General features: G+C 37.2%; 13 protein-coding genes. 6 read left to right on the forward strand and 7 right to left on the reverse strand.

Annotated elements, in window-relative coordinates:
* Nucleotides 1-65: 65 nt before the first annotated feature.
* From gltX to EKM60_RS08570, 4 genes are read right to left on the reverse strand one after another with little or no spacing between them, the layout of a single operon-like run.
* Nucleotides 66-1,562 carry a glutamate--tRNA ligase gene (gltX, locus tag EKM60_RS08555; protein WP_125714455.1) on the reverse strand — a complete coding sequence of 499 codons (1,497 nt, stop codon included), beginning with the start codon at nt 1,560-1,562 and terminating at the stop codon, nt 66-68.
* Nucleotides 1,543-2,751: a PIN/TRAM domain-containing protein gene (locus EKM60_RS08560; protein ID WP_125714457.1), complete on the reverse strand. Its 1,209-nt coding sequence runs from the start codon at nt 2,749-2,751 to the stop codon at nt 1,543-1,545. The genes gltX and EKM60_RS08560 overlap by 20 nt, the downstream gene beginning before the upstream one ends.
* Before the next feature lie 10 nt (nt 2,752-2,761).
* Nucleotides 2,762-4,132: a DNA repair protein RadA gene (gene radA / locus EKM60_RS08565; protein ID WP_125714459.1), complete on the reverse strand. Its 1,371-nt coding sequence runs from the start codon at nt 4,130-4,132 to the stop codon at nt 2,762-2,764.
* An 18-nt stretch (nt 4,133-4,150) separates the two neighbouring features.
* The gene (locus EKM60_RS08570; protein WP_125714462.1) at nt 4,151-4,693 is read right to left on the reverse strand and encodes a dCTP deaminase/dUTPase family protein; all 543 of its coding nucleotides are present in this window, start codon (nt 4,691-4,693) and stop codon (nt 4,151-4,153) included.
* 131 nt (nt 4,694-4,824) lie between these two features.
* Between EKM60_RS08570 and EKM60_RS08575 the strand changes: the two genes are divergently transcribed.
* The gene (locus tag EKM60_RS08575) at nt 4,825-5,127 is read left to right on the forward strand and encodes a GNAT family N-acetyltransferase (protein ID WP_125714464.1); all 303 of its coding nucleotides are present in this window, start codon (nt 4,825-4,827) and stop codon (nt 5,125-5,127) included.
* The gene (rpiA, locus tag EKM60_RS08580) at nt 5,124-5,810 is read left to right on the forward strand and encodes a ribose-5-phosphate isomerase RpiA (protein ID WP_125714466.1); all 687 of its coding nucleotides are present in this window, start codon (nt 5,124-5,126) and stop codon (nt 5,808-5,810) included. Before EKM60_RS08575 ends, rpiA begins: the two co-directional genes overlap by 4 nt.
* Nucleotides 5,811-5,893: 83 nt before the next feature.
* Here rpiA and EKM60_RS08585 read toward each other — a convergent pair whose 3' ends face one another.
* Nucleotides 5,894-7,063 (reverse strand): RNA-guided endonuclease TnpB family protein, encoded by a 1,170-nt coding sequence (locus EKM60_RS08585; protein ID WP_125714468.1) that lies wholly within the window; start codon nt 7,061-7,063, stop codon nt 5,894-5,896.
* Nucleotides 7,064-7,225: 162 nt separating this feature from the next.
* Here EKM60_RS08585 and EKM60_RS08590 point away from each other — a divergent pair, with 162 nt between their 5' ends.
* The 3 genes from EKM60_RS08590 (at nt 7,226) to EKM60_RS08600 (ending at nt 13,630) form a co-directional block, all read left to right on the forward strand.
* Nucleotides 7,226-8,569 carry a C1 family peptidase gene (locus EKM60_RS08590; RefSeq protein ID WP_125714470.1) on the forward strand — a complete coding sequence of 448 codons (1,344 nt, stop codon included), beginning with the start codon at nt 7,226-7,228 and terminating at the stop codon, nt 8,567-8,569.
* A 432-nt stretch (nt 8,570-9,001) separates the two neighbouring features.
* A complete protein-coding gene (locus EKM60_RS08595; protein WP_125714472.1) occupies nt 9,002-11,425 on the forward strand; it encodes a Xaa-Pro dipeptidyl-peptidase in 2,424 nt (807 codons plus the stop codon).
* A 123-nt stretch (nt 11,426-11,548) separates the two neighbouring features.
* On the forward strand, nt 11,549-13,630 hold the full coding sequence (locus EKM60_RS08600; protein WP_125714474.1) for a KUP/HAK/KT family potassium transporter: 2,082 nt from the start codon (nt 11,549-11,551) through the stop codon (nt 13,628-13,630).
* A gap of 38 nt (nt 13,631-13,668) precedes the next feature.
* Here the strand turns inward: EKM60_RS08600 and EKM60_RS08605 are convergent, their stop codons facing one another.
* Together EKM60_RS08605 and EKM60_RS08610 are read right to left on the reverse strand one after the other, a co-directional pair.
* Entirely contained in the window at nt 13,669-14,340 is a 672-nt protein-coding gene (locus EKM60_RS08605; RefSeq protein ID WP_125714476.1) for a 2,3-bisphosphoglycerate-dependent phosphoglycerate mutase, read from the reverse strand.
* A 124-nt stretch (nt 14,341-14,464) separates the two neighbouring features.
* A complete protein-coding gene (locus tag EKM60_RS08610; protein ID WP_225420961.1) occupies nt 14,465-14,680 on the reverse strand; it encodes a hypothetical protein in 216 nt (71 codons plus the stop codon).
* A gap of 205 nt (nt 14,681-14,885) precedes the next feature.
* Between EKM60_RS08610 and EKM60_RS08615 the strand changes: the two genes are divergently transcribed.
* Nucleotides 14,886-15,638 (forward strand): DUF5067 domain-containing protein, encoded by a 753-nt coding sequence (locus EKM60_RS08615; RefSeq protein ID WP_125714478.1) that lies wholly within the window; start codon nt 14,886-14,888, stop codon nt 15,636-15,638.
* Nucleotides 15,639-15,780: the final 142 nt, after the last annotated feature.

Genomic DNA, 15,780 nt, shown 5'->3' on the forward strand with positions numbered 1-15,780 from the left:
TTAACTGTTAAAAAAAAGAGGTCGAGGCAAATTGAGCCTTCAACCTCTTTTTTATTTATTCAAATTTAGTCCATTTGTGACAAAGTAGTATCAATATTAGCTAGAGCCTTTTTTCGACCAACTAATTCGATAGCTTCAGCAATTGCTGGACCATGCATTGTACGTGTGGCAGCGATTCTTGCTGGCATATAAAGTTTTCTACCTTTAACACCCGTATCTGCACGAACTGATTGGATAGCAGCCATGATTCTTGATGCTGTGAAGCGATCTAGTTTCTCAAGTTTAGTACGTAAGTCTTCGATTGCTGGACGAGCGTCATCGTCTGCTAATTCTTTTTGTTCATCGTCTGTCAAAACATCTGGTTGATTGAAGAAGACGTCTGATAGTTCAACGATTTGTTGTGTAAAACTCATTTGTGGCATATACAATTCTGTTAAATGTCTTACCCATTGAATAGTATTTGTATCAGGGTTTTCTGGAATACGTTTTGCTTCGATCAAGTTTTCAAGTGTTAAGTCTGTGATTTCACTAACATCAGCAGTCTTAACATATTGATTATTGACCCATTCCAATTTCTTTTGATCAAATTTAGCCGGTGATTTACTCAAACGATTTTCATCAAAGATCTTGATAAATTGTTTACGTGTGAATAATTCATCTTCACCAACTGGTGACCAGCCTAATAGAGTAATGAAGTTAAACATAGCTTCTGGCAAATAACCTAATGCACGATATTGTTCGATAAATTGTAGGATCGACTCATCACGTTTACTTAGCTTCTTACCAGTTTCAGTATTGATGATCAAAGTCATGTGACCGAATCTTGGAGCTTCCCAGCCAAGTGCTTCATAAATCATCAATTGTTTTGGTGTGTTAGCAACGTGATCATCACCACGGAGAACATGACTGATTTCCATCAAATGGTCATCAATAACAACGGCAAAATTATACGTTGGCATACCGTCACGTTTTTGGATGATCCAATCTCCACCGATAGTATCGGAATCGATTGAAACTTTACCCTTAACGATATCATCCCACTCGTAATCTTTACCCTTTGGAACATGAATTCTGACAACTGGCGTTAAACCGGCATCTTTAGCTGCTTGGATCTTAGCTGCCTTTTCTTCTTCACTCATACCAGCAAATTCATATTCATAGTGAGGCATTTCTCCGCGAGCTTCTTGATCCTCACGCATTTTAGTTAATTCTTCTTCAGTCAGATATGATTCGTAAGCTAGACCTTTATCAAGTAATTCTTGGATATATTTTTGATAAATTTCTTTTCTTTCAGATTGACGATAAGGACCGTAATCTCCACCGATATCAGGACCTTCATCCCAATCGACACCTAACCATTTAAGGTTTTCTAGTTGGCTTTGTTCTCCGCCTTCAACATTACGTTTTGTATCTGTATCTTCGATACGGATAACAAAAGTCCCCTTATGTCTTCTTGCAAACAAATAATTAAAGATTGCAGTTCTAGCGTTACCAATATGCAAGTGTCCTGTAGGACTTGGTGCATATCTAACTCGTACTTTACTATCTGACTTTTTTGCCATTTCTATTGACTCCCCTCTTATTTTGCGAATTATTCTTAGGATTTTTCTTTTCCTTTGAACCATTCTTGGTGCTTCCTTGGATACCATTCATAGAATGCTTAGGTTTTGCAAAAATCATTTTACCAGCATCTGTTTGCAGTGCACTAGTTACAACAACGTCGACCTTTTTATCAATGAAATACTTTCCATCTTCAACGACGACCATCGTTCCATCTTCTAGGTACGCAACACCTTGTTCTCGTTCAGTACCCTCCTTTATTACATTAACAGTCATTGTCTCTCCTGGCAAAACCATAGGTTTTAAGACTTTGGCTAGTTCGTTAATATTCAGGACTTGAACATTTTGAAATTCACTCACCTTACTTAAATTATAATCATTTGTAATTACAGCGCCACCAATTTCTTTAGCTAATTTAAGTAATTTCATATCAACTTCAGGAATATTATCATAATCTCTCGTTGTTGTTTCATAATTTATTGTTTGATCCATCTTGATCTCATTTAAAATATCCAAACCACGACGTCCACGTTCACGCTTTTGATTGTCACTGGAATCAGAGATCAATTGCAATTCATGAACCACAAAATCAGGGATCATTAACTTTCCTTCAAGGAAACCTGTCTGTGCTATTTGATGAATTCTTCCATCGATAACGACTGATGTATCAAGGATCTTATAGGGATAAAAATCTTTTTTAGATTCACGGCGAGTAATCTCACCATTGAAATCCAATCCCTCATTTTTATCATTATTTTTACGCTTGCTTATAGAAAAACTACGCCAATCATTTCTTCGACTTGTTCCCATTCTAAATCCGACAAATCCGAAAATGATCATTAGAATTGGGGGAATAATATTAGCGAACATATTATGCATCATATAGAAAGGAATCGAAATGATGTTTGCTAAGATGAGTCCTCCAATCAAGAAGAGTGCCCCAAAAATTATCCAGCCGGGTGAGCGTGAATTAAGGTACTTTTCAATTCTAGTATTTAGGTCAGATATCGGCTTAACAAATAAGAATGATAATAAATATAAAATAACTCCACCAATAAGTCCGTCAACATAACCGTTGTTTAACCAATTGATATCTGCCATACCAGTAACGATCCATAGCGCTGGCAAAAATGTTATACCAAATGCTATCCCAAGCAATGCGAAAATAGCGTTAATTAATATTTTTCGCATAGAAAACCTCCTAGTTAAAAACTTTATTCATTGCTTCTGTAACTGTAGAAACTCCAATAATTTGTATTGTATTATCCTTCGACCAATCACCGAGATTGTTCTTTGGAATAAAAATCCGTTTGAAACCTAATTTTTCAGCCTCATTAACTCTTTGATCGATCAGATTTACTCGTCTAACTTCTCCAGTTAGACCGATCTCACCAACAAAGCAATCTGTTGCTGGAATACCAAGGTTTTTATAACTTGATGCAACAGCCATAGCCAACGCCAAATCAATCGCTGGCTCATCTAATTTTACACCACCAGTTGATTTTAAATAAGCGTCTTGGTTTTGCAACATCAAGTTACCACGTTTTTCTAAAACAGCCATAATAACTGACACTCGATTATGGTCTAATCCCGTGGCTGTACGCTTGGCATTCCCAAAAATGGTTGGAGAGATCAAAGACTGGATCTCAACTAAAATAGGTCTAGTTCCTTCCATAGATACAACAACAGCTGAACCGTTGGTATCAGTTAATCTTTCCTCTAAGAATATTTCAGAAGGATTATCGACCTCGATCAAGCCTTGAGTCCTCATCTCAAAAATACCGATTTCATTAGTTGATCCGAAACGATTCTTAACTGAACGTAAAATACGATAACTATGGTGAGTATCGCCTTCAAAGTACAAAACTGTATCCACCATATGCTCCAAAACTTTAGGCCCAGCAATAGCTCCACCCTTGGTCACATGTCCAACAACAAAAACTGTAATATTCTGTTGTTTAGCAATATTCATCAATTCTGCTGTAACTTCTCTGATCTGCGACACACTACCGACCGCTGAAGTAATTTCTGGTTCATCCATTGTCTGAACTGAATCAATAACTAGATAGTCAGGTTTAATATCATTGATAGTTTCCCTGATGTAGCTCATATCAGTCTGCGGATAGACAAATAGATCATCCCCATTGATTCCTAAACGATCAGCACGCATCTTGATCTGCGAAGCACTCTCTTCACCAGAAACGTACAGAACTTTACCACCAGCGTCTTGTAATTGACCTGAAACTTGCATCAATAAAGTCGACTTACCAATACCAGGATCACCACCGATCAAAATCAATGATCCAGGTACGATGCCGCCACCTAAGACTCGATTAAGTTCTGACATTTTAGTTTTAACACGTTCCTCTTTTGAAAAAGAAACATTATTCAAACTGATCGGTTTCGACTCCAAATCACTTGTTCGACGACTAGGAGTAGCCTGAGCAACTTCTTTATGCTCGATTTCCTCTACCATCTGATTCCAAACACCACAGTTTGGGCAACGTCCCAAATATCTTGGAGAAACGTAACCACAATTTTGACAAATATATTTTGTTTTTGGTTTAGCCACTAAAAATTCCTTCCTTAACTAAATTCCAGATGAACCAAATCCGCCTTGTCTTTCTTTAAGACCGCCTTCATCATCATCAGTTGTTAGATACTTGATGAAAATGCCTTGAGCTAAGCGTTCACCCTTCTTGATTTTGTAATCCACAGGGAAGAAATTGATCAATTGAACAAACAATTCTCCCTCGTTTCCTTCATTATTATAGTAGTCAGCGTCAACCACTCCGATTCCATTAGGAATTGAAAGTCCTCGCTTCAACGGATTACTAGAACGACTGGCAATTATCAAAACCTCATCATCTTGCATATAAGCCTTAATTCCGGTTGGAACCAAAACTGGTTTGATAGATTTTTGAACTTTGTCTAATTCTAGATCTTCTATTTTACCCTTGTTAAATAAAAATTTTAAAACATTTAGTACTCCAAATTTCCAGATTGAAGGAACTACAAAATCGGCTGCACTCTCGATATCATACCCAGCAGCGTTTTTAGTCTGTCTCTTTGGCAAATTAATTCCCTGTTCACGATATTTCTCGACAATTTCAAAACCGCGTTTTTTATTCAAAATTTCAACCTCACCAAACTATTAGATACATAAAATGATAGCATTCTAATGGATATAAAACTATCCTGAACACTGACTTTCCTTCATTAATACGGTAATATTGAATTAAAAGTTTTTAAAGGGGGCTGTTTATGGAAATAAAGTCAGAAACTAATCGTTTTTACATCGAGGAAAACGATATTTTAGTTGGCGAAGTTGGGATCACCAAAATCGATGACTCCATAATTTCGATCGATCATACCTTTGTCAATGAAGACTATCGTGGTCAAGGACTGGCTAAAAAGTTATTAGACGCTGCTTTAGAATATGCAGAATTGAATGATCTAAAGATAGTTCCAGTTTGCTCATATGCTAAGGCGACTTTTAAAAGCACTCCAGAGATCCAGCACTTCTTAACTAAAAACTATCAAGAACTTCTAGGAGGAGAAAAATGAATCAAGATGAACTTAAAAAAGCTGTCGGTATTAAGTCAGTAGACTTCATTCAAAGTGATTCCGTCGTAGGATTAGGTACAGGATCAACTGTTTATTATATGATTGAAGAACTCGGCAAAAGATACCAAAATGGTGAGATCAAAAACATCGTTGGTGTAGCTACTTCATCACGTTCTCAAAAACAAGCTGAATCATTAGGTATTCCAATGAAGGACTTAAATGAAGTTGATCATATTGACTTAACAATTGATGGCGCTGATCAAATTGATAAAAATTTCCAAGGAATCAAAGGTGGCGGTGCTGCTCATTTGCTAGAAAAAATGGTTGCTACTAACTCACACAAGAACATCTGGATCGTTGATCAATCAAAACTAGCTGACGAATTAGGCAGTTTCCCACTTCCAACTGAAGTCATTCCGTTTGGATGTGAGAAGACCTTTGCTGATCTCAAAGCCGAAAACTTGCAACCAGAGTTCCGTTTGGACGAAAATGGAAAACGTGTATTAACGCATAATAAAAATTACGTAATCGACCTCAAGATGGGATCAATCAAACATCCACATCTTTTGGCTGATTGGCTAGATCACCAAGTGGGTATCGTTGCCCATGGATTGTTCCTTGACCTAGTTAACACGATTGTTGTCGGTTATGACGATGGTCCAAAAGTAATTGAGTGCAGGTGAATTACTCGTCACTAAAGTAACGAACTTCTAGGAACACTCCTAACTTGCCAACTGGCATTTCAACCAATTAGTAGAGGCTAGAGCTATTTTACTAAGGCTTGTCCCAAGCCTTTATTAAGAATGTTTTTACTGGCGTTAATATCACGATCGTGATGTACATGGCAATTTGGACACGACCAATCACGTACATCTAATTCATGTTTACCGTCATCATAGCCACAGTTTGAACATATCTGACTGGTCTTATATGGATCAATGACAACTAGTTGTTTGTCATACCAAGTACATTTGTACTCCAACATCAGGCGCAGTTGGCGCCATGATTGGTTGGCAATTGCACGTGCAAGATTATGATTTTTCAAGAGATTATTAGTCTTGATGTCTTCAATAACGATCGTATCGTAGTCGTGGACTAATTGAGTTGTGATCTTATGTAAGTAATCTTTTCTTTGATTACTTATCTTCTCACTGTATTTGGCCACCATGATTTTAGCCTTTTGATAGTTCTTATATTGATCGAGTGATTTTGGCTCAATAAGTCCATATTTCTTTTGTTTATGGATATCCTTGATAGCCAGTAATCTTCTTCTGGCCAATCTCTTTTCCCAATAGTGTTTCTTACGTTCTAGGTTTTTATCGAACCTGACCGTAGAATATTTAACACTATCAGACGTTATCAAGAGATCAGATACACCAACATCAAGACCAACTTGCCTTTTAGTCTTAGAGAATACTTGGTTCTCGCATTCAACTAAGACGACAGCATAATACTTGTTGGTAGTTGACTTACGTATTGTCACCGCCTTGATTTTGCCTGATATCTTTTGGCCAGACTTGTACCTTACTGATCCAAGTTTTGGCAAACGGATCACATGTTTGTCGGTCAAAGCTATATTGTTACTTATAAACTTGCATTGATAGCTCTGCTTAGGAAACTTCTTACTTTTAAATTTAGGTTGTTTCCTAATATGCTTGAAGAAGCCTTTGAATGCTTCAATCAAGTCATGATCCGTCGCTTGTAAAGCTGTGCTTTCAGCCAGCTTTAACCAAGAATATTCCTTCTTTAGTTGTGGAAGCAGGTAGTTAAGACTATATGCACTTAAGAATGTGGATTCAGGATTGTTTTCATATCTTTGTTGGATCATGTCTAACATTTGATTCCAAACAAAACGATTAGCGCCAAAGTTCAAAGCAATATGTTCAATCTGTTCTTGATTCGGATATATCCGAAGTTTAATACCTTTTAGTACCATATTTATCACCTCTTTTCTAATTTTTATTATACTAGAAAAGAACATACGTTTGTGCCGAAAAAATAAATAAAGAGAAGTTGCTCAAGATGATGATTCATCTATTAAATGAATTAACGAGGTTTCTCATCTAGCAACTCGTATAAAATTAGAGGGAGAAATTTTATGACAAAAGAAATAACATCACAAGAATTAGCCAAGTTTCAAGAAAATTTTGAACAAACTCCTGGATCTTCAGCTATCAAAAATTCCGTTGTAAATAATGGTCTCTACAAATCAAGTGAAACAATTGCTTCTAAAGTAGCGATGGACCCTATTTTCTCAGTTGATATTGATACTGGTGCCGTTGCCGATCAAAAACAATCTGGACTCTGCTGGGTCTTTGCAGCCTTAAATACAATGAGACATCCCCTACAAAAAGATTTCAAGATCAAAGGTTTTGAATTATCTGAAGGATACATGTTGTTCTGGGACAAATTAGAGAAATCTAACTTCTTCTTCCAAAACGTGATCAACACTGCTGACCTACCCGTTGGCGACAGAAAAGTTGACTTCCTAATGACAACACCACAACAAGATGGTGGACAATGGGATATGGTCATGGCACTTGTTCAAAAATATGGTGTCGTTCCTAAGAGCGTTATGCCTGATACTTTCAGCAGAACTAAGTCAAACGAACTCAATACTGTCTTGAATACTAAACTCCGTAAAGATGCTATCATTTTGCGCGACTTAGTTAACAAGAACGAATCAGAAGCAGATATTGAACGTCAAAAGAACGAAATGCTAAGTGAAATTTACAAGATCTTAGTTTATACAGTCGGTGAACCACCTGCCAAATTTGACTGGGCTTATCGTGATGACGATAAGAAATATCACAAGGAATCAGATATCACACCACAAGAATTCTTTAAGAAGTACGTTGGCTGGGACTTAGATAACTACGTTTCAACTATTAATGCTCCAACTGATGATAAACCTTACAACCACGTTTATACCGTTGAAATGCTAGGTAACGTTGTCGGTGGACGTCAGGTACGTCACTTGAATCTTGAAATCAATGACTTCAAGGACTTGGCCGTTAAACAATTGCAAAGCGGTGAAGTAGTCTGGTTCGGTAGTGATGTTGGACAAAGCTCTGATACAAAAGTCGGAATCATGGATACAAATATCTATGACCTTGAAGGACTTTTAAATACTGATCTTGGACTTACTAAGGCACAACGCCTTGATTACATCGAAAGTATGATGACACACGCTATGGTTATCACCGGTGTAGACCTTGATGAAAACGGCAAACCACTCAAATGGAAAGTCGAAAATTCATGGGGTGAAAAAGTCGGTACTAAAGGTTACTTCGTCATGAGTGATTCATGGTTTGACGAATATGTTTACCAACTCGTTATCAACAAGGATCTTCTTAGTGATTCCCTAAAAGAAACTTTTGATACTGAGTCTAAAGATCCTAAGGTTCTTGCACCATGGGATCCAATGGGCGCATTGGCATAGGTTTTGATTTCCGCCGAAGCGGGTGAGTAATTCCACCTGTTACGCGAACGTTCCGAGCCTCGGTCTCGAAACTCGATTTTGAGCTTTGCTTCGCAAATCTCAGAATCGTCGGTGGAGTAAAACTCCACTTGCACAACTGGCTCCATTACTCACCCACTTCGGCTATATATCCTTATAAATATAATAGAAAATAAAACTCCGTAGTTATACAGATTTAATAATAAATCTTGTATCTCTACGGAATTTTTTTATTTTTATTAATTAAATTCAGTGACCAAACAGCAGGCTAACTCCCGATCACTCATAGCAGACACAATTATCAAAACACCATCGACCCATTTTTTGACAACTTCACAAATCAAATAGTAATTGTGAATTAATTATCTTATACTGAAGACATGAGTCATAAATAGATTAAGGAGATGTTTTGTTATGCGTAATAATCAATTTGCTATTCGTCCCACTGATTTTGATACTCAAATTAAGGAACTGAAAGAAATCAGATTCTTAAACAAAGACAATGAGGCTGAGACTAGTCCAAGCAAACTTTTAAAGAGCTTTTTAAAACTTGGTTATCCCGAGATAAAATCTGACCAAGCATTTGCTCACAGATTGCATTCATTGCAAGCTACTGAAGATTTAGATGTTTACGATTATTTAGAAAACAACGAACAAGTATCTGTACCTGCCCTCTATAATATTGCTCTTCAACTTTTACAATTTAATCCTGATGTGGACTTTACTTTTTCTGATCCACTGGAAGCTATGAAAAAAATCCAACTCAAGGTCTCCGATCACAAAACTGATAACTTCGATCATGATGAGATTATTTCAGCTTGGTATTGGCTCTTAGCTACCCATACTAAAAATGGCCAATCCTTCATTGACAGATTGGCTACTCAAGGATATTTTGTTCCATTCTACAAAGATACGACTAAGCAATTGCTTTTCAACGGTAAAACATTGCCTGTCTTTGATCCACATAAATTGATCCGTGAAGTCGTCTATGTTGAATCATCACAAGACACTGATAACGATGGCAAATTAGACTTACTAAAAGCCGAAATAATCCGTCCTGCCCAAACAGAAAAAGGTCTAAAAGTTCCAGTTCTCTATACTGCTACTCCTTATCTACAAGGCACAAATGACGAGACAGGTTTGGAAATGACTCACAATGTCAACGTTCCTTTACGTCACAAGGAACCAAATGATACTAAATATGAAGACATTGAATATCACACACCTGACGAAAAGCTACCCGACAAACGTCCTATCAACGGTAGTACAACGGAAACTGAAGAAGGATTTATCAAAGATCTCTCTTACAGTTTGAATGACTACTTCTTAGCTCGTGGATTTGCTGTGGTTTACGCTTCAGGAATTGGTACTAGCGACTCCGATGGTATGCGCACTACTGGTGGTCCAGAAGAAACTACTTCTACGATTGCCATCATCGAATGGTTAGCTGGAAATCGTGTTGCTTTCACAAATCGTGTCGACAATATTGAGATTAAAGCTTGGTGGTCAAACAAATCAGTTGGTATGACTGGCCGCTCTTATCTAGGCACATTAGCCACTGCCGCCGCAACTACTGGTGTTGAAGGTCTAAAGACTATCGTTACAGAAGCTGCTATCTCTAGTTGGTACGACTATTATCGCGATGGCGGACTCGTTATTGCCGCTGGCGGATTCCCTGGTGAGGATGCTGACGTTTTAGCCGAAGAAACCTTCAGCCGTCGCCTAAACCCTGGTGATTTCCACCGTATTAAAGAAGCTTGGGATGAAAAATTGATTGAATTGAATCATGACCAAGATCGTGATACTGGTGATTACAACACTTATTGGGATGCTAGAAATTACCACAAGAACTTTAAGAATATTAAAGCTGATGTCTTAATGGTTCACGGACTAAATGATTGGAACGTTAAACCAAGAAATGTTGAAAGACTTTGGAATGGTATCAAGAATAACAACATTGTTCAAAAAGCTATCCTTCATCAAGGTCAACATATCTACATCAACAATTTCCGTTCGATCGATTATACAGACATGATCAACTTGTGGATGACACATGAATTGTTAGATGTCGACAATCAAGCTGAAAAGATCTTGCCAGATGTCATTATTCAAGACAATATCAAGCCTGAGACCTGGGATACTTACGACAACTGGAGTGACCCTGAAAACCCTCGCAAAGTCTTCAATTTGGCACCTAATAAACTGGCTGACAAGCCTTCTGATACAACCGTTTCCTTCAAGGATTCTCTACCAGATGATCAATACTGGGCATATTCAAAAGACAACGATGTTTGGCAAGCTGATCTCCTAAAAGATGACAGTCCTCTAAATGACAATCGTTTAGTTTTCAAAACTGATAAATTATCAGAAAACATGACTTTGGATGGAATTCCAAAACTTGATTTAACTGTTTCATCTAATCAAGATCTTGGTATGTTAAGTTTCCAATTAGTTGATTATGGTAAGGCAAAACGTCTCAACGTCTCTCCTTCTGTTCTGACACCAAATGGTATCGATGAAACATTTGACTGGAGAAAAGATGATCTCAGAGAATTTGAATTAGGTAAAGAAACGTCCTCAAAGATGATCACTAAAGGACATATCAATCTTCAAAATCGTCACAATCCATATAAGTCTGATGAATTAATACCCGACAAATTCTACGACCTCAGTGTTTCATTACAACCCAACTTCTATCACCTACTAAAAGATCACCAATTAGGCTTGATTATATACGCAACTGACTTTGGCATGACAGTCCGTGGCAATCAAGATTTGAAATATAGTTTTGAATTAGAGAATGCAAAACTATCAATTCCACTTCACAAACAGAATTAATACCAGACTTCAGTAATCCTCATCAACAAAGCGCTTACTAACTAGACCAAAATTAAAAGGTTTCATGTGCTCTTTTCTAATGTTATAATCACGCTTGAACTGTTTATTTGGAGATTATTTATAATGGAAAAACGTGAATTGAATTCTTTAAAAAATAATCCTCGTTCAAAAATGAGTTTAGCGGGATTTCTGATTGCCTTAGGAATTGTCTATGGAGACATCGGGACCTCGCCTCTATATGTTATGCACTCATTAATGGTGGGGAATGGTGGATTAAGTAAAATGTCCACCAATTTTATTTTAGGTAGTGTTTCCTTAATATTTTGGACACTGACCATAGTAACCACGATCAAGTACGTTTTGATTGCATTACGTGCTGATAACCGTGGTGAGGGTGGTATCTTTGCCCTCTATACTTTAGTTAGGAAGCGTGCTAAATGGCTGATAATTCCAGCTATGGTCGGAGGGGAAACCTTCTTGGCCGATGGAATGATGACACCAGCTGTTACTGTTACGGCTGCGATTGAAGGTTTAAAGGGGATAGCCTTTAACAACAACGTTCTGATTCATAATCAGACACAAGTTATCATCATTACTTTGATAATCTTGTCGACGTTATTCTTCATTCAAAGATTCGGAACACAATTAATCGGTAAAGCTTTTGGACCGATCATGTTAGTCTGGTTCGCCTTTTTAGGCTTAATGGGACTGTATAATATCTCCTTTGATTGGACTATTATTCGTGCCCTAAACCCTTACTACGCTTTTGAATTATTGCGCAGCCCGATCAATATTCGTGGTGTCTTCATTTTAGGAAGTATCTTCCTAGCCACAACTGGTGCTGAAGCTCTGTACTCTGACATGGGACACGTTGGCCGTTCTAATATTTATACTAGTTGGCCTTTTGTTAAAATCTGTCTCTTGTTAAGTTATTTAGGTCAAGCTGTTTGGTTGTTACGTGTCAAAGATAGCGCTGCTATGCAGGCAATGGATTCAATGAATCCGTTCTATCAATCAATGCCTGGCAATTTACGTATCTTTGGTATCTTCCTATCAGCTATGGCCGCTATCATTGCTTCACAGGCTTTGATCTCTGGATCATATACCTTAGTTTCAGAAGCTATCAAACTGAGAATTTTCCCACGTTTGAAGACTTACTACCCTACTAATTTCAAAGGACAGTTATATATTCCAACTGTTAACACAATTATTTGGGTCGTTTGTATGTTTATCGTTGTTTATTTCAAAAATTCCGAGAACATGTCAAATGCTTACGGTTTGGAAATCACGATCACAATGCTGATGACGACTATCTTGCTCCATCAATGGTTATTGATGAAACGATTCAATCGTCTATTAACATCCTTAATCATTGGCTTCTTCTTTGTTATCGAGAGTATCTTCTTTGTAACAAACAGTAGTAAATTCATTCATGGTGCCTATATCACAATGTTCATCGCCGCTGTTTTGATCAGTGTAATGTTCATCTGGAGATACGGTGACCGTCTAATGGATGACAATACCTTTAGAAGCCACTTCGCATCATTACTAGCTTTCAAACATCAATTAAATGATCTTAGAAAAGATCCAAGTTATCCGCTTTACACAACTAACCTGGTTTACTTGACTAAAGTTCACGATGGCTACCGGATCAAGAAAAATATTCTTTATTCGATCTTAGACAAACGGCCAAAGCGTGCTGAAGTCTACTGGTTCGTAACAGTAAATGTTACTGATGAACCATATACTGCAGCGTACAGCGTTGAAACTTTTGATACTGACTACATGGTCAGTGTTCAATTGTATCTTGGCTTTAGAGTTGATCGAAAGGTTAACGTCTATCTAAGACAAGTCGTACAAGATCTTATGGCTAGTGGTGAGATCAAATCACAACCGCAAAAATATACCACCATCCCTGATCGTCAAGTTGGTGACTTCTCATTTGTTCTTATCAAAGAAGTTCTCTCGCCTGACACTAAGATCAGCAATGTTAAAAAAGGTATTATCAGACTTCGTCTATTACTACAGAAATTCATTTCTCCTGCTAACTGGTTTGGATTATCCTACAGTGACGTATTGGAAGAACGTGTTCCGCTAGTTCTAGGCAAAGTATCATTAAACCGTCTCAGATTAGTTAGAAAAGATAGCTCAGCATTACGAGATATCCCAATCGACCAACCTATTGATGACGATGATGATGAATAAAAAAATGGACCGATTATTTAAAATAATCGGTCCATTTTTTATTCCATTCGATTTGATTTAATAATATTTAGCTTACTATCCAATTCATAAATCAGTGGTTTACCATTAGCAACTTCTACACCATCAATATCTTTATCACTAATGTCTTCAAGATATTTGATCAACGCACGGATAGTACTGCCATGAGCCACTACCAATTGATTTTTGCCCTCTAAAAGACGTGGTGCAATCGTATCAACATAGTAAGGTATAATCCGCTTATAGGCTTGAAACAAGCTCTCAGACAGCGGCATAACCCTTGGATCGAGATATTTGTATGGTCCCACATTTTTATCTGGTTTGGCTAACTTAGGTGGCATCGTGTAATAACTTCTGCGCCACAATCTAACTTGTTCAACACCATATTCAACACGCGTCTCATCTTTGTTCTGCCCACGCAATGCTCCATAGTGTCGTTCGTTTAAGCGCCAACTCTTAGTGATCGGCACATAATTGATATTAAGATCATCTTGAATCAAATAAGCAGTCATAATAGCTCGTTTTAAAACAGACGTGTGTACGTGTTCGATCTCTATACCTTGTAATTGTTTTGCAGCTTGATGTGCTTGCTGCTCTCCCATTTTGGTAAGGTCAACGTCGCTCCAACCAGTGTAACGATTTAGGGCATTTGCAATACTTTCCCCATGTCTTACCATAATTAGTTTTACCATATTTGTGATGTTACCAACTTTCTTGAAAGATACCTATTATATATTATCACAATCGTTATTTTCATTTATTAATGAAAATAAAAAAATCGCCCCAAAGGCGACTTATGTATATTATTCTTCTGTATTATTTAGAGACTGCTGGCTTAGCAACAACTCTAATGGGCTGAGCTACATCAATAGTATCAGAGAATCTATTTGTAATATAATCCCTCATACCGTCACGTGCTTCTTTCTTAGAAACGTTGTGACAGACGCGCTTCTTAGCAATTCGCTGGCCTTCTTTATTCAAAAACTTGCAAGTGACCTCATAGTCGCCATGATTACCAAAAAACAACATCATTGTTGACCCCCTTTTATATTGATAGAAACCCCACATGTTTCGACCAGATATTTATACCATTTTTTAAGAGGGCGTTCAATACTTTTTGTCTTTTTTCCTCGAAAAATATTTTTCTACTTTTAGTTAAAAAATTATGACAAAATGACTATGATAATTACTATCAACTAAGTTACTATAAGGGTATATACTTTGGGGGTTTTAGACCATGAATAGACGTCACCAAAAAAATAATTCTAACTTAACTCGTCGCGCATTCCGCAACCGTAAAAAGCCTTTCTACAAGAAGAAAAGTTTTATTACCATCATTTCTCTGCTGTTGATCTGCTTGATCGGTGGTGGAATTTACTTCTTTAACAACAGTAAATCAGATGCTACTCCAAAAGTTGAGAACAAAGCTTCCAGCAAAAAAACTGATATAAAGCTAAAAAAAGTTACACCTAAGAAAAAAACTACTGATAAGCCAAAGAAGCAAGATCCACAAACTGTAAAAGACGAGACAAAAGCTGAAGAAAAAAAGGACGAAACTAAAAATGCTGGTTCTGATGATAAATCGATCAAGAATGCTGGGACCTACAATGAACTCTCATATACTAGCGATTGGTTCGCTTTCAAGCTGTCAAACGACGTAAAATTAGTTAAGGATGCCAATGGTGACGCAGCGTTAATGATCAATTACAATTACACCAATAAAACACAGTCACCTCAAAATCCTTCTCAGATCCAATCTAAGTACATGATCCTAAAACAAGACGATCAACAATTATCAGCGACTCAAGCTACCGGTGATTATGCTGGTATTGTTAATTCAAGCAATAACGACCAAGTACAACCAGGAAAAAGTTTTGACGGCGCACTCTTAGTTAAAGTAAATAGTACTGATGACGACGTTATAATGTCATTCTTGAACATTCAAACTAACCAGCCAATTCAAACAACGCAACCATTTAAGCTCAGTTAATACTTTTAAACATAGCTAATAGGCTCTAGAAAAGACGATCAACATTATCTTGGACAATTGGTCGTCTTTTTTAATACTCTCTTAAAACGTCAAATATTAAGCTTTTGGAATATGGTGAATTATTTTCAAAAAACACTTGCTG

Source organism: Companilactobacillus kedongensis, from assembly GCF_003946625.1.
GTDB lineage: Bacteria > Bacillota > Bacilli > Lactobacillales > Lactobacillaceae > Companilactobacillus > Companilactobacillus kedongensis.